The 16,056-nt window shown below is 65.4% G+C and carries 18 protein-coding genes; 6 read left to right on the top strand and 12 right to left on the bottom strand.

Annotated features, from left to right (window positions below; translation table 11 throughout):
- Positions 1-140 precede the first annotated feature (140 nt).
- Positions 141-1,034, top strand: a complete 894-nt coding sequence (locus BKE09_RS20390; protein WP_075677605.1) for a mechanosensitive ion channel domain-containing protein — start codon at positions 141-143, stop codon at positions 1,032-1,034.
- Between the two features lie 109 nt (positions 1,035-1,143).
- Here BKE09_RS20390 and BKE09_RS20385 read toward each other — a convergent pair whose 3' ends face one another.
- From BKE09_RS20385 to BKE09_RS20365, 5 genes are all read right to left on the bottom strand, one after another.
- Complete coding sequence (locus BKE09_RS20385; protein ID WP_075677603.1) at positions 1,144-2,259, bottom strand: alkene reductase; 1,116 nt, start codon at positions 2,257-2,259, stop codon at positions 1,144-1,146.
- Positions 2,260-2,474: 215 nt separating this feature from the next.
- Entirely contained in the window at positions 2,475-3,347 is an 873-nt protein-coding gene (locus BKE09_RS20380) for an EcsC family protein (RefSeq protein ID WP_014037626.1), read from the bottom strand.
- Positions 3,348-3,508: 161 nt separating this feature from the next.
- Positions 3,509-4,081: an oligoribonuclease gene (gene orn / locus BKE09_RS20375; RefSeq protein WP_049444269.1), complete on the bottom strand. Its 573-nt coding sequence runs from the start codon at positions 4,079-4,081 to the stop codon at positions 3,509-3,511.
- A gap of 74 nt (positions 4,082-4,155) precedes the next feature.
- On the bottom strand, positions 4,156-4,680 hold the full coding sequence (tadA, locus tag BKE09_RS20370) for a tRNA adenosine(34) deaminase TadA (RefSeq protein ID WP_075677601.1): 525 nt from the start codon (positions 4,678-4,680) through the stop codon (positions 4,156-4,158).
- Between the two features lie 75 nt (positions 4,681-4,755).
- Entirely contained in the window at positions 4,756-5,115 is a 360-nt protein-coding gene (locus tag BKE09_RS20365; protein ID WP_075677599.1) for a helix-turn-helix domain-containing protein, read from the bottom strand.
- Between the two features lie 78 nt (positions 5,116-5,193).
- Here BKE09_RS20365 and BKE09_RS20360 point away from each other — a divergent pair, with 78 nt between their 5' ends.
- Both BKE09_RS20360 and BKE09_RS20355 read left to right on the top strand, forming a co-directional pair.
- On the top strand, positions 5,194-5,961 hold the full coding sequence (locus tag BKE09_RS20360) for an NAD(P)H-dependent oxidoreductase (protein ID WP_075677597.1): 768 nt from the start codon (positions 5,194-5,196) through the stop codon (positions 5,959-5,961).
- 68 nt (positions 5,962-6,029) lie between these two features.
- Positions 6,030-6,467: an acetyltransferase gene (locus BKE09_RS20355; RefSeq protein WP_075678329.1), complete on the top strand. Its 438-nt coding sequence runs from the start codon at positions 6,030-6,032 to the stop codon at positions 6,465-6,467.
- Positions 6,468-6,593: 126 nt separating this feature from the next.
- Here BKE09_RS20355 and BKE09_RS20350 read toward each other — a convergent pair whose 3' ends face one another.
- Complete coding sequence (locus tag BKE09_RS20350) at positions 6,594-7,100, bottom strand: N-acetyltransferase (RefSeq protein ID WP_075678328.1); 507 nt, start codon at positions 7,098-7,100, stop codon at positions 6,594-6,596.
- A 246-nt stretch (positions 7,101-7,346) separates the two neighbouring features.
- Between BKE09_RS20350 and BKE09_RS20345 the strand changes: the two genes are divergently transcribed.
- Genes BKE09_RS20345 through BKE09_RS20335 form a run of 3 tightly spaced genes read left to right on the top strand, consistent with a single transcriptional unit; the run spans position 7,347 to position 10,037 of the window.
- On the top strand, positions 7,347-8,018 hold the full coding sequence (locus BKE09_RS20345) for a hypothetical protein (RefSeq protein WP_139319697.1): 672 nt from the start codon (positions 7,347-7,349) through the stop codon (positions 8,016-8,018).
- Between the two features lie 40 nt (positions 8,019-8,058).
- A complete protein-coding gene (locus BKE09_RS20340; RefSeq protein ID WP_075677595.1) occupies positions 8,059-8,712 on the top strand; it encodes a hypothetical protein in 654 nt (217 codons plus the stop codon).
- On the top strand, positions 8,709-10,037 hold the full coding sequence (locus tag BKE09_RS20335) for an XVIPCD domain-containing protein (RefSeq protein ID WP_075677593.1): 1,329 nt from the start codon (positions 8,709-8,711) through the stop codon (positions 10,035-10,037). Before BKE09_RS20340 ends, BKE09_RS20335 begins: the two co-directional genes overlap by 4 nt.
- A 53-nt stretch (positions 10,038-10,090) precedes the next feature.
- Here the strand turns inward: BKE09_RS20335 and BKE09_RS20330 are convergent, their stop codons facing one another.
- The 6 genes from BKE09_RS20330 to BKE09_RS20305 form a co-directional block, all read right to left on the bottom strand.
- A complete protein-coding gene (locus BKE09_RS20330) occupies positions 10,091-11,359 on the bottom strand; it encodes a hypothetical protein (protein WP_170871778.1) in 1,269 nt (422 codons plus the stop codon).
- A gap of 98 nt (positions 11,360-11,457) precedes the next feature.
- A complete protein-coding gene (locus BKE09_RS20325) occupies positions 11,458-12,465 on the bottom strand; it encodes an XVIPCD domain-containing protein (RefSeq protein ID WP_075677589.1) in 1,008 nt (335 codons plus the stop codon).
- Positions 12,466-12,522: 57 nt separating this feature from the next.
- Positions 12,523-13,059, bottom strand: coding sequence for a hypothetical protein (locus BKE09_RS20320; RefSeq protein WP_014037638.1), 537 nt, complete (start codon positions 13,057-13,059; stop codon positions 12,523-12,525).
- A 490-nt stretch (positions 13,060-13,549) separates the two neighbouring features.
- Entirely contained in the window at positions 13,550-14,563 is a 1,014-nt protein-coding gene (locus BKE09_RS20315; protein WP_075677587.1) for a hypothetical protein, read from the bottom strand.
- Positions 14,564-14,782: 219 nt separating this feature from the next.
- Positions 14,783-15,331, bottom strand: a complete 549-nt coding sequence (locus BKE09_RS20310) for a DUF4189 domain-containing protein (protein ID WP_075677585.1) — start codon at positions 15,329-15,331, stop codon at positions 14,783-14,785.
- A 166-nt stretch (positions 15,332-15,497) separates the two neighbouring features.
- Positions 15,498-16,037, bottom strand: coding sequence for a DUF4189 domain-containing protein (locus tag BKE09_RS20305; RefSeq protein ID WP_240502958.1), 540 nt, complete (start codon positions 16,035-16,037; stop codon positions 15,498-15,500).
- Positions 16,038-16,056 lie beyond the last annotated feature (19 nt).

Below are 16,056 nucleotides of genomic sequence, written 5' to 3'. Positions count from 1 at the left end.
GTGATGGGCTGACGTCGTGTTCATCGGCGTCCGCCCATACTGCTGCTGCACGCAAGCCCCGCCTCTGCGGGGCTTCGTGTTTCTGGCGTCCACGTACGCCATGCCCCGCGCAGACTTCCCCCGCAGCAAAGGATTTCCGCATGATCGTCGCCGCCGCACCCGCTCCCGCCGCTACCCCCTGGTTCCATTCGCTCGACTGGGAGCGCCTGCTGGAAACCTACGGCGTACCGTTGCTGGCCGCGATCGTAGTGCTGCTGGTCGGCATGTGGGTGGCGCGACGCCTGTCCAACGCGATGCCACGCGCCACCGCGCGCATGGGCGTGGATCCGATGCTGGGCAATTTCCTGCGCAACGTGGTGTACGCCGCCTCGCTGGTGATCGTGGTGGTGCTGGCAATCGGCACGCTGGGCGTGCAGATCACCCCGCTGCTGGCCGTGCTCGGCACCGCCGGCCTGGCGGTGGGCCTGGCGCTGAAGGATTCGCTGTCCAACATCGCCTCGGGCGTGATGCTGGTGACGCTGCGTCCTTTCCGCGCGGGTGATGTGGTGACAGTGGCCGGACAGACCGGCACGGTGCGCGAAGTGCGCATCTTCCAGACCGTCATCACCGGTGCCGACAACCAGCACACCACCATTCCGAACACGCTGATCACCGCTGCGCCGATCATCAACCTCACCGCCGAGCCGACCCGCCGCGTCGAACTGGTGGTGGGCATCGGCTACGAAGACAACATCCAGCTGGCGCGCGACACCGCGCTGGCGTTGATGAAGGCCGACCCGCGCGTGTTGCAGACACCGGCACCGGACGTGGTGGTGTACGAGCTGGGCGCGCACGCGATCAATCTTGGCATCCGCTGCTACGTAAAGTCGGCCGACTGGTTCGGTACCAAGGTCACGTTGCTGGAACAGCTGAAGCTGGGCTTCGACAAGGCCGGCATCAACATCCCGTATCCGCAGCAGGACATGCACCTGTACCTGCATGGCAAGGATGGCGGCGTGGTCGAGGCCGACGCACTGGTGCGCGACAAGCCCTGACCGGGAGTGCCGACCAATGGTCGGCACCCACCCCATGTCCATACGCCGGTAGTGCCGACCGCTGGCCCATGCACCGGTAGTGCCGGCCGCTGGCCGGCAGCCTCCAGGATCAGGCGGCGACGCTTTCTTCCAGCGTCCCGTAATCGGTGAACCCGACCGCACCACCACCGAAGAACGTCGCCCGATCCGGCGGATTCAATTCCGCACCCAGACGCAGGCGCTCCGGCAGGTCCGGGTTGGCGATGAACGGGCGGCCGAAGCCGATCAGGTCGGCCCAGCCTTCAGCCAGTGCCTGCTCGGCGCGCTCGGCGGTGTACTTGCCGGCGTAGATCAGGGTGCCCGGGTAGACCATGCGCAGCGCCTGTTTGAACGCCACCGGCATCAGCGGTGCATCGTCCCAGTCGGCTTCGGCGATGTGCAGGTAGCCCACGCCCAGCTCACCCAGCAGGTGCGCCGCGGCCAGATAGGTGGCCTGCGGCGTATCGTCCACCGCGCCCTGCAACGTCGTCAGCGGCGCCAGACGAACACCGACTCGGTCACCACCGGCTACCGCCACCACCGCCTGCACCACCTCACGCAGGAAGCGCAGCCGGTTCTGCAGCGAGCCGCCGTAGCGGTCGGTACGCAGGTTCGCCTGCGAATCGATGAACTGGTTGATCAGGTAGCCATTGGCGGCGTGCAGCTCGACACCATCGAAACCGGCGGCCAGCGCATTGCGGGTGGCCTGCGCATAGTCCTCGACGATGCCCGGGATCTCGTCTTCGCGCAGCGCGCGCGGCATCGAATGCTGGATCATTTCGCCCATGCCGGCTTCCGGACCGGCTCCGGTCGGATCGACGAACACCTTCACGCCTTCAGCCAGCAGGGCCGACGACGATACCGGTGCGCCACCTTCCGGCTGCAGCGCCACGTGCGAAACGCGGCCCACGTGCCACAGCTGGGCGTAGATGCGGCCACCGGCGGCGTGCACCGCATCGGTCACCTGGCGCCAGCCCTGCACCTGCTCGGCGCTGTGGATGCCCGGGGTCCAGGCGTAGCCCTGGCCCTGTTGGCTGATCTGGGTGCCTTCGCTGACGATCAGACCGGCGCTGGCACGTTGCGCGTAGTAGGCGGCCATTTCCGCGGTGGCGACGTTGCCGTCGGCGGCACGTGAGCGGGTCATCGGCGGCATCACGATGCGGTTGGGCAGGGTCAAGGCGCCCAGGCGGTGGGGAGTGAACATCATGGCGGCAATCTCTTGCGGGGGGAGTGCCGCAAAGGATGGGGATGCCGGCTGCCATGCAACAGGCATGCGCTGGCAAAACAATTGTTCCCCCGAGGCAAGGATGGCAAGCCCAGGGGTCAGAGCCCCTTCCTGCGGAACGGGATCCGACCCCGCGCGCAACCGGGGTCGGATCCCGTTGCAACGCAAAGGGCTCTGACCCCGAAGCCGGAAGCCGGTTACAGCGTGGGCTCGATCAACGCCCCGCCGTGCGCCACGCGGTCATAGCAGCTGCGCACCACGTCTTCCCCGTACTTCAACTCCAGCCGACGCACGATGAAGTGACCGCGCGCCATGTCCTGGTAGTAATCGGTGAACATGGTATTCAGCGTTGCACCCGCGGCCGCACCGACGATCGGCACTGCCTGCGCGGCGAATTTCTCGGTCACCACCACGCCAAAGCGCGCCGCTACCTTTTCCACCATCTTCGCCAGCAGCTTGCCGGCTTCCTTCGGCGCCACGCCCAGGGTCAGGTCGCGGCCGGTCACCACCCGCCCGGCCAACTCGGCCGACAGGTGGCGCATCACATCGGTGGTGAAGCCGCGGGCCAGGTAGTAGCCGGTCTCGCTGGCATCATCGCGCGGCGAGTTGCCGCCCAGCGCGAACACCTCCAGGCAGGCCTGGCGGGTGCTGAACTCGGACAGGTCGAAGCCCTCGCTGCGGGCCACGTCGGCCACCGCACGCATCATGATGGTGGTCGACACCGGCAGCTCGATGAACAAGGCCGCGAAGCCGAAGGCCCCGCCCACCGCGCCCGAGGTCGCGGCGGCCACCTTGTGCCAGCGGGTCGACGCCCCCTTGCCGGGCGTGTTGTCCATGCTCCACAGCGCCGCCTGCGCCGACTTGGACAGCGCCGCCTGCACCGCCCCGTGGATGCGGCCGGAGACCGCCTTGGGCAGCGCCTTCACCGCGAACTCCAGCGGCGTGCCGACCAGGTTGGCCATGCGCGCGGTCAGGGTCGGGGCTTCCAGCAGGGTCACCGCCCGCTGCAGGTCGGACCAGTCGCGGGCGTCGTGGGCAATGTCGCGGGGAAGCAGGATGGGCTCGTTCATGGCGCCGATCTTAGCGCCGGATGGTTGAACGGTTCGTCGCGGGAGTCAGGGCCCCTTCCGCTGGAAAGGGGGCCGACCCCGTGGGATTGCCGGCCAGCGGCCGGCACTACCAGTTCGCATGCCACCCGGTAGTAGCGGCGGGCCATGCCCGGCGTCGTTGTTCAGGCAGCCGGCAGGCCCGACAGCGCGCCCATGAACTGGCGGTAGTGGCGCAGCTCGGCGATCGAATCGTGCACGTCGCTCAGCGCGGTGTGGTTGCTGTTCTTGCCCACGCCAGCGGCCACGTTCGGCGCCCAGCGCTTGGCCAGTTCCTTCACCGTGGACACGTCCAGGTTGCGGTAGTGGAAATACTTCTCCAGGCGCGGCATCTGGCGGTGCAGGAAGCGGCGGTCCTGGCAGATCGAGTTGCCGCACATCGGCGACAGGCCGGCCGGGATCCACTGCGCCAGGAAGTTCACCGTCTGCGCCTCGGCCTGGCCGAGGGTGGTGGTACTGTCCACCACGCGCTGCCACAGGCCCGAACGGCGATGCTGGTTGCGGTTCCACTCATCCATCGCTTCCAGGGTTTCCAGCGGGTGGTGGATGGCGAACTCCGGACCTTCGGCCAATACGTTCAGCTGGGCATCGGTGACCACGGTGGCGATCTCGATGATCGAATCGTTGTCGGTATCCAACCCGGTCATTTCCAGGTCGATCCAGATCAGTCGTTCGTTGGCCGCGCCGTTGTCCGCCATGTGTCGCCTCGTTGCTGGGCAGGCGCGCGGCCTACCGGTGATGGAAAGAGGCGCCCATCATACCCGTTCGCCCCTCAGGCCTCGCCGGCATGGTCTTCCAGCAGCAGCGGCGGCTTGCCACGCTTGGCACGGAAATAGTTGGTCAGGCGCATGCTGGCCTCCTTGGCCAGCACCCCGCCGTGGATCTCGACGCGGTGGTTGTGGCGGGTATCGCCGAGCAGGTCGAACACGCTGCCGCAGGCCCCGGTCTTGGGGTCGCTGGCGCCGTAGACCAGACGGGCAACGCGTGCATGCACGATCGCCATCGCGCACATCGCGCACGGTTCCAGGGTCACGTACAGGGTGCTGCCAAGCAACCGATGGTTGGCCAGCAACCTGCCACCGGCGCGCATGGCCACGATCTCGGCATGCGCACTGGGGTCGTGCGAGGCGATGTTGAGGTTCCAGCCCTCGCCCAGCAGCTGGCCATCGGCGCTCACCAGTACCGCACCGACCGGGATCTCGTCGAACTCGCGCTGCGCACGCTCGGCCAGCGCCAGCGCATGGCGCATCCAGTGTTCATCGGCGTCGTGCACCGGTACACCCAGGGCATCGGTCATGGCGGTTCTCGCGTGTCTACAGGGCCAGGATGGCCGCCGGGGCCGCATTGTACGCCCGGGACCGTGCAGGCGCCGCTAACGCGCGTCGAAGCGCTCGCGGGCGGCGTCCAGCGCAGGGAAATTGTGCTCGGCCCAACGGTCCAACGCGGCCAGGGTGTCTACCAGACTGCGCGCGACCTCGGTCAACCGGTACTCGACATGCAGCGGCTTGCTCCCCAGATCGCAACGCTCGACCAGGCCGTTGCGCTCCAGCTGCCGCAGGGTCTGGGTCAACACTTTCTGCGAGATCCCTTCGATCTTCCGCAGCAGCGCACCGTTGCGTTGCGGGCCTTGCGCCAATGCTGGCAACAGCAGCATCACCCACTTGCCGGAGATCAACGCCAGCGCATCGCGTGCCGAGCAATCGGCGGCATAGACATCGCCCGGATAGGCCATGGTTACCTCAAGGTGCGTAATTGCCGGGGCACTCCGGCATCGCGAGGATGGTCGCACACTCCACCAACACCTCGCCCCATGCGCGCCCTGATCCTGCTTGCCCATCCGGAACCCCGCTCGTTCAACGCCCATCTGGCCACGCAGGCCGCCGAGCAGCTGCGGCGTGACGGTGTGCAGGTGGAGGCAATCGATCTGTATGCGGAAGGCTTCGATCCATTGGAAGCCGCATACCATCATCCTCAGCGCCTGCAGCGCGAACGCTTCGATGCCCAGCGCGAACAACGCCACAGCGCCGAGCATGATTTTCTGCCCACCGACGTGCGCCGCCACCTGAAGCTGCTGCAGGCCACTGACATGCTGATCCTGCAGTTCCCGCTGTGGTGGTTCGCGGCACCGGCCATCCTCAAGGGCTGGCTGGACCGCGTGCTGGTCTACGGGCCGATGTACAACAGCCGCCAGCGCCACGAGCACGGCGTGATGCGCGGCAAGCGCGCGTTGCTGAGCGTCACCACCGGCTCATCGGCACGGGCCTGCGCCGTCGACGGCCGCGAGGGTGATACCCGGTTGTTGCTGTGGCCGTTGATGTACAGCCTGCGCTACGTCGGCTTCGACGTGATGGAACCGCATGTAGTGCACGGCGTGCGTTCCGGGCTGGCACCGGAGCGCGTGCAGGCGCACGACGAGGCATTGGCTGCAGCAACCCACTACTACCGCGAACGCCTGGCGCAATGGCCGCAGTGGCCCACCGTGCCTTTCAATGACAGCGAGGACTTCGAGGACGGCGTGGTGCTGCGCGCGGAGGCCACAGCCTACAGCCCCTTCATCCGCCATCGCCACACCGGATGAATCCGCTTCTGCAGGCGTGGCCGGAAAACTTCATACTGCGCATTCCTGTCAAGCACCTTGGTGAACCCATGACCACCCTGCGCCCCTCGCGCGCCGACGACGGCACCGCCCTCGTCGACCTCTGGCGTCGCGCCGTCGACGCCACCCACGACTTCCTCAGCGCCGAAGACCGCCAGGCCATCGATGCCGAAGTCGCCGGCTTCCTGCCGCAGGCACCGATGACCGTGGCCGTCGATGCTCAGGACCGCCCCCTTGGCTTCATGCTGATCGACGGCACGCACATGGAAGCGCTGTTCATCGATCCGGACGTGCGCGGTACCGGTATCGGCCGGCAGCTGCTGCAGCACGCGCTGGCCCTGCATCCGCAGCTGAGTACCGACGTCAACGAACAGAACGCGCAGGCCGTTGGCTTCTACCTGCGCATGGGCTTCGTCGAAACCGGCCGCTCACCGCTCGATTCGCAGGGCCGTCCGTATCCCCTGATCCATCTCCGGTACAACGGCTGACATCCCTCGGCAGCAGCCACGTGCTGGCGTGACGCCGTCAGTTCACTTGAACACATCGGCGGCTACCGCATTCCCAAGCCGCAACCCGAGCCCACCGTCTGGCGTGCGCCCTGACCTCCCGCGCTCTCAGGCGGTGGCTTCAAAGGCCGTGGAGTAGCTCACCTCGCCCTGCGCCATCGGCGGACGCAGGCACAGCGCCTGGAAGTACTCCGGCGGAACACCGGGTAGTACCAGGCCCGGCTCCATGCGGAATCCGAACCGTCCGTAATACGCCGGCTCCCCCAGCAATACACAGCCGTGCGCGTCCTGCCCACGCAATGCGTCGAGCGCCGCGTGCATCAGCGCCGCGCCAATGCCCTGCCCCTGCCATCCGGGCAGCACCGAGATGGGCCCCAGGCCAAACCAGCCCGTACTGCCATCGCTGATCGTCACCGGCGACAGGGCAATGTGCCCGACGACCTGGCCGTCCTTATCGGCGACCAGCGAAAGGCTCAGCTCTCCACGCGAACGCAGCGCATCCACAATGAACTGCTCGGTGTGGCTGCTGTGCGGGGCTTCGCGGAAGGCCGCCTCGGTAAGCGCGTGGATGGCAGCGTGGTCTTCGCAGGTTTCAGGGCGGATCGTGCAGTTCAAGGGGAACGCCTCTGGTGAAGTGATGGACATGTGAATGATCGATTTCCGTCACGGATTCAGCTACGAACCTGCGTCCGGCAGCAGAGCCAACGCGACGATGGGATGCCCTGTGCGGCAAGCGATCTGCCGGCGCGGCGCGCCCTGGGCGCGTCAAAAATCCGTCTCGAGGGGTGGCACAGGGCTCCCGACACGTCCCATAATCGAGAAACCTGCCACCCAGGAAGGATATATGGACATGGACGCACGATGCAGGATCGCGCCATGGGTGTAGCGCACCCCACACACAGGGGACGGCCGCTGCTGGCATTGTTCGCCCTCATCCCGCTGGCGGCATGCTCGCCCTACGCCGATGCCGAGCGTGACGTCGCCGCGGGTGGACGCGGCCTGGCCAAGCTCAACCCGGCGCCGAAGCAGGCCTATGAGCTGGTGCTGACACTGAAGGACGCGCCGGGCCCGTTCGCGATTGTTGAGGGCGTGGCCCAGTACGACGCCATCAACTACGCAGACTGTGGACGGATCGTGCCTGCAACGGGCACTGCAGGCCGCATCACCAGCCAAGAGCCCGTCACGCTGCGCAAGATCGGCGAGAACGAATATCGCGGCACGTTCTACCTCGACCGTATGCAGGACGAGGACTACTACGGGCGTGGCGTCTGCCATTGGTCGCTGACGGGTGTCGGTGCAATGTTGCGCGCCACGAAGGGCGAAGCAGACACACGATTCCTGACGTTCGTCGACAAGAAACGCATGGACGCGGGGAGCCAGTTGACGCGGTACTACCCACGCGCCGACTACCCTCGGATCGAAGAGATCACCGGATACGGAGCGAGCGGCCAGGAAGATCCCTCCAGCTATCGCGCCGATCTGCGCGACGCACTGTTCTCGACCACCACCACTGTGCAGAAGCTCATGCCATGAGCTGCCAGTTCCACACCCCCTACCCCCAAGGAGGCCGACATTGCGCCACAAGATGATTCCGTGCCTTGCTCTGCTTCTGTTGACCGCCTGCCACCCGGAGACCGCCATGAACCAGGAACGTGCCGCTGCTGAAGCCGATGTCGCCCAGGGTGGGCGCGGGCTCGCAAAGCTCAACCCCAGCCCGCGCAAGGCCTATGAACTGGTGCTACGCCTGAAGGATGCCCCCGGCGATTTCGCTCTGGTCAAGGGCGTGGCTCAGTACGACGTCACCAACGAAGACCAGTGCGGCCACATCGAGCCAGCCACCGGTACGGCTGCTCGCATTACCAGCCAGGAGCCAGTGGAGCTGCGCAAGGTCGCTGATGGCGAGTACCGGGGCACGCTGTATGTGGACCGCATGCTGGATGAAGACTACTACGGTCGTGGCGTGTGCAAGTGGGAGTTCACCGGTGCCGGGGCAATGCTGAAGGCAACGGGCGCTGAAGAAGAGACCCGCTTCCTCACCTTCGTTGATGCCAAGCCGCTGACCGAAGGTGGCGCGCATACGCTCTACTATCCGGATCTGGTCTATCCGAAGGCAGATCGCGTTCCGAATTTCCCCGCCAGCGGCGAGCCCGATCGCAGCAATTACGCCGCTGATCTTCAGGACAAGCTGTTTACGATCACCCTCTCCGCAAGTGAGGTGGCGCCGTGACCATCACCTCCCAGGACTACGCAGCGTTATCTGATGACGCCTACAAGGATCGAGCCGTCGGCCGACGTGAACCCGGCCAGGAAGAGAAGGTCACGTTAAACGGCCATGAATACAAGATACTTGAGCATGTCAACAATCGTCTCAACGGCTATCAAGGTACCGTCTATCAGCGCGTAGACAGCAAAGAGATCGTCATTGCGCATCGTGGCACCGAGCAGATAGCTCGCGATGCGATTCTGACCGATGGCGGCATGGTGGTTGCGCGCACCAACGTGCAGGCGCCCGACGCGATTGCCTTGACACAGAGGACGCTTGAAGGCGTCGCGCTTCAGTCGCGCTTGAACGGTGTACCCGCCCCCCAGGTCACCGTCACCGGCCACTCTCTCGGCGGCGCCCTGGCCCAGATCACCTCGCACCACTTCAACGTCAAGGGCGAGACCTTCAACGCCTATGGCGCGGTCAGCCTCAGCTACCGCATTCCGGAAGGCGGCAACACCATGATCAACCACGTCATGGCCTCCGATCCGGTCAGCTCGGCCTCGCCGCACTTCGGCCAGGTGCGCATCTATGCCAAGCCGGATGAGATCAAGACACTCGCCGCAAACGGCTTCAGCAATCACCCGATGCGCGCCCTGATCCCGGACAGCCCGCTCGTCGCGGCGGGAAGCTCGTTCGGCGCGCACAAGCTGGGCAACTTCCTCGGCGACGGCTCGGTGCTGCAACACCCGGAAACGCAGAAGCTGGCAAAAGACAACGCCAAGATGATCGAGGAGTACCGCGACGACGTCGAATCACTGCGTCGTGGTGTCACCCGCGCGGCGCGCGGCATTCCGGGCGGCGCCGTCGATCTGTACGACCATATCCGCGGCCCGCTGCAGCCCGGTGAGCCCGCACGTCGCGAAGCGGAGAAGAATGGCCATCACACCAGCATGCTGCGCATGGACGATGCCAACCATGTGGGTAACCCACTGTTCAACGACGCGATCCGTGGCGTGCACGCGCAGGACGTCCGCGTCGGCCGGGTACCGGACGTGATGAGTACGCAGCTGGCAGGTAGCTTGGCTGCCGAAATGCACGCGGCAGGCGGCAAGCGCATCGACGAGGTGATGATGAATGCCGATGCCTCGCGCAGCTTCGCCGTGCAGGGCCAGGGCGGTGACCCCGCCCACCTTCGCGTGTCGGTGGATACGGCGGTGGCAATGAACACACCGCTGGAGCAGAGCAGCCAGCGCATCGACCAGCAGGCCGCAGGCCAGCGCCTTGCGCTGGAGCGCGACCAGCAGCTGGAACAACAGCAGAATCAGACCCGCAGCCTGCAGGCCTGATGACCGAGCGGGAGCCGGCTATCCCGGCTCCCGCTGTACATCGACACTCTGGTTCAGGGGCTGGAGGCTGCCACCGGCAGTGATGCTCCGGCCGTCACGAACAGATCCGGCCCGGAATCCGGGAATCCGCCGCAGGCGCGATCGCCGGGCGCCACCGGATCACATGGCCACTGCGCACGCGCGACCTTCTCGCGCAGCTCGAAGCGATCACCGGTCCAGACCACGAACGCGATGTGCTCGCGGTTCCAGTCACCGTAGGCGCGCGCACCACCCTTCTGCGCCGACTCCGGGTACTGCACGAACCAGCGCATGGCCGGGCCGTACTGCAACTTGCTGTGGTCCAGGCTGATCCGGCCCTCACGCGACAGCTGGCGCGCACGATCAGCTTCCGCCTGCTGCGGCATGGCCGGCATGGCTTCGGCGGTCACATCCCTCGGCGCAGCATCCCCGCGGACCTGGTACACACGCTGGGCCACATAGGCCTCGCGGCAGTCACCCGCTGGCACACGGACCGGCTCCGCGCCGTGCTCATCGCGGTTGACGACCCGGTCGCTGCAGGTGAACGGCGCCGACACCAGGTAGAACGTGCTGTCGGCGTCGCGCCCTTCCAGCGAACGTACCCAGATGTCACCCATCCGCACGATGAAGTCCGGGCGCTGGCCGTAGCCCGGCACGGCCTTGAACCAGGCCTTCTGCTGTACCTCTCGCTCGCGCCAGCTGCGCGGCAGGTGGATGTCCTGCTCGGGCAGCGCGACCAGCATCGCAGCCAGATGCGCCGGGATCGTGCCCTGGCAGGCGCCGATCAGCAGGTCGCCCTGGGTCGCCAGGCGCCCGGCCAGATCCACCGGGCAGCGGGCACCAAGCGCCCGCTCGGTCGCCTGCTCGGGCGGCAACGGCACGATGGCCAAGACGGGAGGTGCCGGCGCTACCGCCGGGACCGTTGGCTCGACGACGGCAGGCGGTGCGGCCACAGGCGCCGCCGCTGCGGGCGTAACGGGCGCAGGCGCAGGGTCCGCAGTCGGCGCCGGCTGCGCATCCACCACAGGTGTCGCAGGGGGTGTCACGGCAGCCGGTTCTTCGGGAGCCGGTGCCGCGCCAACGGCTTCGGTGGCCATGGGTGCTGCAACCGTTGACGCCCCTGCAGGCGCGTCAACGGTCGCCTCGGCTGCGGGGGGCGTCTCCACGACAGGTGCGGCGGCCTCCTGAGCCTGTGCCGACGCCGCGGCAAGTCCAAGTGACAGCAGCCAGAGCGGCGGCAGGCGGCGCAGGGATGCATTGCAGTGGGCAGCGGCGTGCCGGGCATTCGAGGGAACGATTCGCATGTGGTGTCCTTACAAGTGGGTTTCCATGTCGGCGCCACGGGGGCGCCACGCGTCGTACGTAGATCGCCAGCAGGCACCCCGCCCGCTGGCATCGGGTGTTACAGGGATCGCGAACGCTGCTCCTGCTCGCGGGCAAGCGCAGCCGCCGGGTCCTGCTGGGCAACGCTGGCGGCCAACTGCTGGCTGCTCTGCGCCAGCGGCTGCTGCGCCGCCTGTTCGCGATCGACCGATGCACGCAGCATGGCCGGATCGCCCAGCGCACCCTGTACCGCAAACAGCGTGCGACCGTCATTGCCGGCCAGCAGATGATCGATGCGCGACATCCCCACCTTCTGCGCGCTCAACGCCAACGCGCCGGCGGCATTGTCCAGTTCCTGCCCATTGCGCAATCCGCTCTGCGGTCCCATCTGCTGCAGGTGCTGGCGCGCACCCTGGAACAGGGCGTGTCCCGGCTCACCCGGCTGCGACATGTCGCGCACGGTGGCCTGCTGGGCCGGCGCCCCGACTTCGCCCCGCTCCAGCCGCGCCATCACATCAGGCGTCAGCTTCTGCTGCCACGCATCGAATCGCTGCTGGCGGGCTTCGATGCCGTTCAGGCCACCATTGATCGCGCGCGTCGCTTCGCGCACATCCTCGCGCGCCCCTTCCGGTACCCGCGTCTGCCACTGCCAGACCGCAATACGACCGGCGTGCTCGGGCTGTGCGGCCAGTTCCGGCTGATTCACCAGGTCCAGATCCAGCGCCTTGCCGGCGCGCTCGTAATTCTCCTTGCCGACCAGCGGCAGATAGCCACGGCCGTGATATTTCAGTGCGTCACCAGGCGCGTCGTTGCCCATGCGCCCGCCATACATCAGTTCGGCCAGGTTCTCCGGCCGCCCACGCAGCGCCTCCTGGCGGGCGCTCTCAAGCGCGCCATTGCCATTGCGCCACGCCGCTTCCACCGGGATCTGCGAGATACCCCGGGTGAAGTTGAAACTCTCATTGAGCCGGCTCAGACCACGGGACTCGTGCCCGGCCTGCGCCATGAAGTTGGCCAGTTCCCGGGACGAGGTCATGCCGGCCTCCGTGGCCTGCCGCAACAGCTGCGACTCTCTATCCTGCGACACGGTGAAACTCCTGCTCGATCATCGTTGGGTACTCCCGCCTCCTCACAGGCATGGCACTCAGGGCAAGCTCACGTCGGCGACGACGGACGGGTCGAAATCCTCGAACCGCACCCGGCCAAGCTCGGCCGCCGAGAAGTCACGCGTATGGGTGGCTTCGGTCTCCGTGTCGACCACCCTGCGCTGCACGCCATGCACCCAGCAGGCCTGCTCGGCGGGTGCATAGCGGAAGGTGTAGACACTGCTCCAGCGCTCACGGCTACCACCATTGGTGATCACGCTGAACGCGCCATCCTCGATCGTCACGTACGCGAAGGGATCGCCGGCGATGCCGCCACGGGTGGAGCACGGCACCAGCTTGTCGTTGCGCGCGGCCAGCTGCCATCGGCCCGCGGCGTCGCCCAGCAGCAGCAACAGCACCCGGTTGGGACCGTGCTCGCCGGGCACCAGGCCGTCAGGCGCCGGTTGATCGATCACCAGCAACTGGTCGTCGATCCCGTTGCCGGTGAGATCGCCGCGTACGGCTTCCAGCAGGTTCGCGCCGGACGGAACGAACGCCAGGGCATTGTCCATGTGCGTGCCACTCCCCTTCTCCATCCCCTGCAACTCCTTCAATCCCGTCCTGCCAGTATCCGAGCGGAGGCCGGAACTGGTGCCATGCATTACGCGCGCCCAGCGTCCGCCATGCCGGATGATAGCCCTGAGCCCACGGCGACCGCGACGGTGGCAAGCGTCATCCGCAACGCGGGTGATCAGAGTCCTCATGGACGGAAAAGCTCCTGCGTTCGATGGCACCGATGCGTCGGGATTTTGACGCGCACGCAGCTTACTTCGAGGAGGCGGGGCTCGTCGAAGGGGGCTTGGGATGAAAAGCGCACTTGATCACAGAAAAAGCGCGGTTAACGTGAACGGGGGCTTATCCGACAAACAGATCCGCGGCGGATGGCGCCGCGTGTATACGTCTCCCCCATACACGCGGACCGGTCCGGCTGGGGCGATGTTGCACGGAAAGTCTGCGCCACCCGTGCAGCTGGCAGCGAGACACCGCCCACGCTTTGCTGCCTCGCGTCGTGGCCAGCAATCGCGATCAGCGCAACTGCTGGGCGCATGCAGCCCCCTGTGTGGCGTAGTCGCGGACGTAGCCGTCCGTCGTCAGCACCGTGATATCGCATCGATTGTTCACGTCACTGACGACATGCCCATAAGCATTCAACCCCTGCACACGCTCGCCACGATGCAGGTACAACGTGCGCGAACCATCGGCCCCATTCTCCACACGATCCGCCGGGCCCCACTCCCGTACGAATTCCTGCTCTGTCTTACCAATCCACATGTCCATGAGATTGTTGCGACCCACGCGGTTGGCCGCGCGACGCGACTCATCCAGAGCCTTGATGGCCGAATTCCCGCCTCGCGCCACATTCGCTTCCAGGCTGCGCACAGTGCGATCCATTTCAGCGTCGCTCGGCCGATAGGTGAATGCTGGGCGTTCGCCGTCCTTCCAAAGGCTGCCCCAGATGAAATCCACCGGCGATTGCCCGACGTCACCGATGGAAAGGAAGCCGCGCCCCATCATTGCCGCCGGTACCTTGGCCTTGGGATCAGGCCCCACGAGACAGGCAAACTGCACCAGTTGCACCTGCCAGGGAGCAGTCGCCTCGGCTCGCGGTTCAAACTTATCCGGTGGGACCTTCTCCATTGGCCGATCGCGCCACTGGATCAGACTCGTCCTGGTGGCCACGGTGTTCCGTGAGCAGTTCACCCAGTACTTTCTGACCAGTCGATTCGGTTTGGTCGCGTTCTCGTAGATGGTATTGACCTGGATTTCGTACACCGGTTCCGGACCAGCAACGGGCTCACCGGGTTTCGGTGGCTTCCGGCGGCGCAACTGCTTCAGGTACGCGTTCTGCTCTGCCGGCGTGGCACGCTGCAGAAAACCGACCAGATCCGAGCGGTCGGAGAGCGTTTGCGCATCGACCACCCACGCCTCGCGGTTCGGCGTTTCGCCACCGGTGAAGATGACCCAGCTATCAGTGGCATGTGCCGCCGAAGCGAACAGCAGTCCGCCAATCAGCAAGGCAACACGACCGGGATTCTGCATGATTCGTTCCTTCGAATGGCGCGAAGACTTACGGTAGCGCGGATGGAGCCCTATAGCACGGCCTGGCGCGTCGCCTCGACCAATGCCCACCCATAGTGTAAAGCCCACGCCCTACGCAGGAGCGAAAACAGAAATGGCCCGCTTTTCAGCGGGCCACCCCTAAAACAAACAAGCAGAGCTTCAGCGTGCAACAAAGCCCACCCAATACCAGGATTCACATCAGCGAAATGACTTGAACTCAGACATGCTGCAGGCGGAATAGGCAATCTCGCAAGCCGCCCCCGTATTGAGTGTGGAACACTGAGTCAAAGCCAAGCTCTTAGCCTTCTCCAAAGTCTCTGCGCTCACTGCAGTTGACTTGCCGCCAGCCATATTCCCGCTATAAACAACGTCTGCAATCGCTGCACATTGATTGTAGTAGGCCATTCGAACGTAGCACTTTCTTCCACCACTTCTTTCACATCGCTCAAGCGCTATCGCCTCTGCGGCCCGCTTTGATTTCTGGCCTATTACAGCGCCAGTAGACGTCGGACTACCCGGTTCAGGCTCCCGATCTTCAGCGACTGCCCCCCAACGAGTTTCCCACTTCCCAGTTGGCACAGGGGCGGATGTTTCACCGGTCCCCGCAGCGGCTCCAGGGATCGGGGCACAACCCAGCACTCCCTGCTCACTACCCACCGGATATTGCCCTGGTGGACACCGCCCTTCCGCCAGAGCTGTAAGCGGGGCCAAGAAGAATGCAACCGCCAGAAGAAGAACACGACTCATGCAGGACCTCCAAAACCAGCCGAATAGTCCGCCTCGAGGTGCCGTCGTGCAACTCCTCTGGACATCTAACAATTTCAAGCTGTCTGCCACACAATTTGCCTGGCTTTCCTCACCAGCGACTGCGCCATGCGAGGAACAGAACGATCACGGACCAGCTTTAGGTCCGCTAGAACTTTTCGAAGATCGGCTCTGTGCATCCGGAATAGATGACTCTACAACCGCTACTCCCACGCCCAGTGCATATATCCATGGCTGTAGCACTGGCAACTTCGATCGATACGGCGCGGGCGAATGTAGACCCACCCAACCGTCCATCACTAGGCGAGACAACGGCAGCGCATTGATTTTTGAAGCTCAGAACAACCTGGCAATCTCTAGCACCATGCTGCGCACAGTTTGCAATCGACTCGGAGGATGCTTCAGTCTTCTTTTGCTTACCCAAAGCTACGCCAACGTCTCCACCCTTCGCGATCGCGACGGCACCCCACGTTTTGATCCACCTTCCGGTTTGAATCGGCCCACTCTGAGCGGCCTCACCAGCGCCGCCAGGAATTGGGGCGCATCCCTGTACACCGTCCGCCCTTCCCACTGGATACTGACCTGGCGGGCAGCGCCCCTCCGCATTCGCAACGCGCGGCAAAGTACAGGCGGCAATACCAACCACCAGAAATAAGGCTGCACAGAAAAAATTCTTGATCGCAGTCATTTCATTCGCACCGAATTTC

Source organism: Stenotrophomonas sp. TD3 (assembly GCF_001939825.1).
In the GTDB taxonomy this organism is placed as follows: domain Bacteria; phylum Pseudomonadota; class Gammaproteobacteria; order Xanthomonadales; family Xanthomonadaceae; genus Stenotrophomonas.
This window is presented reverse-complemented; position numbering and strand designations above follow the sequence as displayed.

Coding starts and splice junctions, on each gene's coding strand:
- BKE09_RS20390 (WP_075677605.1), top strand. CDS start 141: ATGATCGTCGCCGCCGCACCCGCTCCCGCCGCTACCCCCTGGTTCCAT.
- BKE09_RS20385 (WP_075677603.1), bottom strand. CDS start 2,259: ATGATGTTCACTCCCCACCGCCTGGGCGCCTTGACCCTGCCCAACCGC.
- BKE09_RS20380 (WP_014037626.1), bottom strand. CDS start 3,347: ATGAACGAGCCCATCCTGCTTCCCCGCGACATTGCCCACGACGCCCGC.
- orn (WP_049444269.1), bottom strand. CDS start 4,081: ATGGCGGACAACGGCGCGGCCAACGAACGACTGATCTGGATCGACCTG.
- tadA (WP_075677601.1), bottom strand. CDS start 4,680: ATGACCGATGCCCTGGGTGTACCGGTGCACGACGCCGATGAACACTGG.
- BKE09_RS20365 (WP_075677599.1), bottom strand. CDS start 5,115: ATGGCCTATCCGGGCGATGTCTATGCCGCCGATTGCTCGGCACGCGAT.
- BKE09_RS20360 (WP_075677597.1), top strand. CDS start 5,194: ATGCGCGCCCTGATCCTGCTTGCCCATCCGGAACCCCGCTCGTTCAAC.
- BKE09_RS20355 (WP_075678329.1), top strand. CDS start 6,030: ATGACCACCCTGCGCCCCTCGCGCGCCGACGACGGCACCGCCCTCGTC.
- BKE09_RS20345 (WP_139319697.1), top strand. CDS start 7,347: ATGCAGGATCGCGCCATGGGTGTAGCGCACCCCACACACAGGGGACGG.
- BKE09_RS20330 (WP_170871778.1), bottom strand. CDS start 11,359: ATGCGAATCGTTCCCTCGAATGCCCGGCACGCCGCTGCCCACTGCAAT.
- BKE09_RS20320 (WP_014037638.1), bottom strand. CDS start 13,059: ATGGAGAAGGGGAGTGGCACGCACATGGACAATGCCCTGGCGTTCGTT.
- BKE09_RS20315 (WP_075677587.1), bottom strand. CDS start 14,563: ATGCAGAATCCCGGTCGTGTTGCCTTGCTGATTGGCGGACTGCTGTTC.
- BKE09_RS20310 (WP_075677585.1), bottom strand. CDS start 15,331: ATGAGTCGTGTTCTTCTTCTGGCGGTTGCATTCTTCTTGGCCCCGCTT.
- BKE09_RS20305 (WP_240502958.1), bottom strand. CDS start 16,037: ATGACTGCGATCAAGAATTTTTTCTGTGCAGCCTTATTTCTGGTGGTT.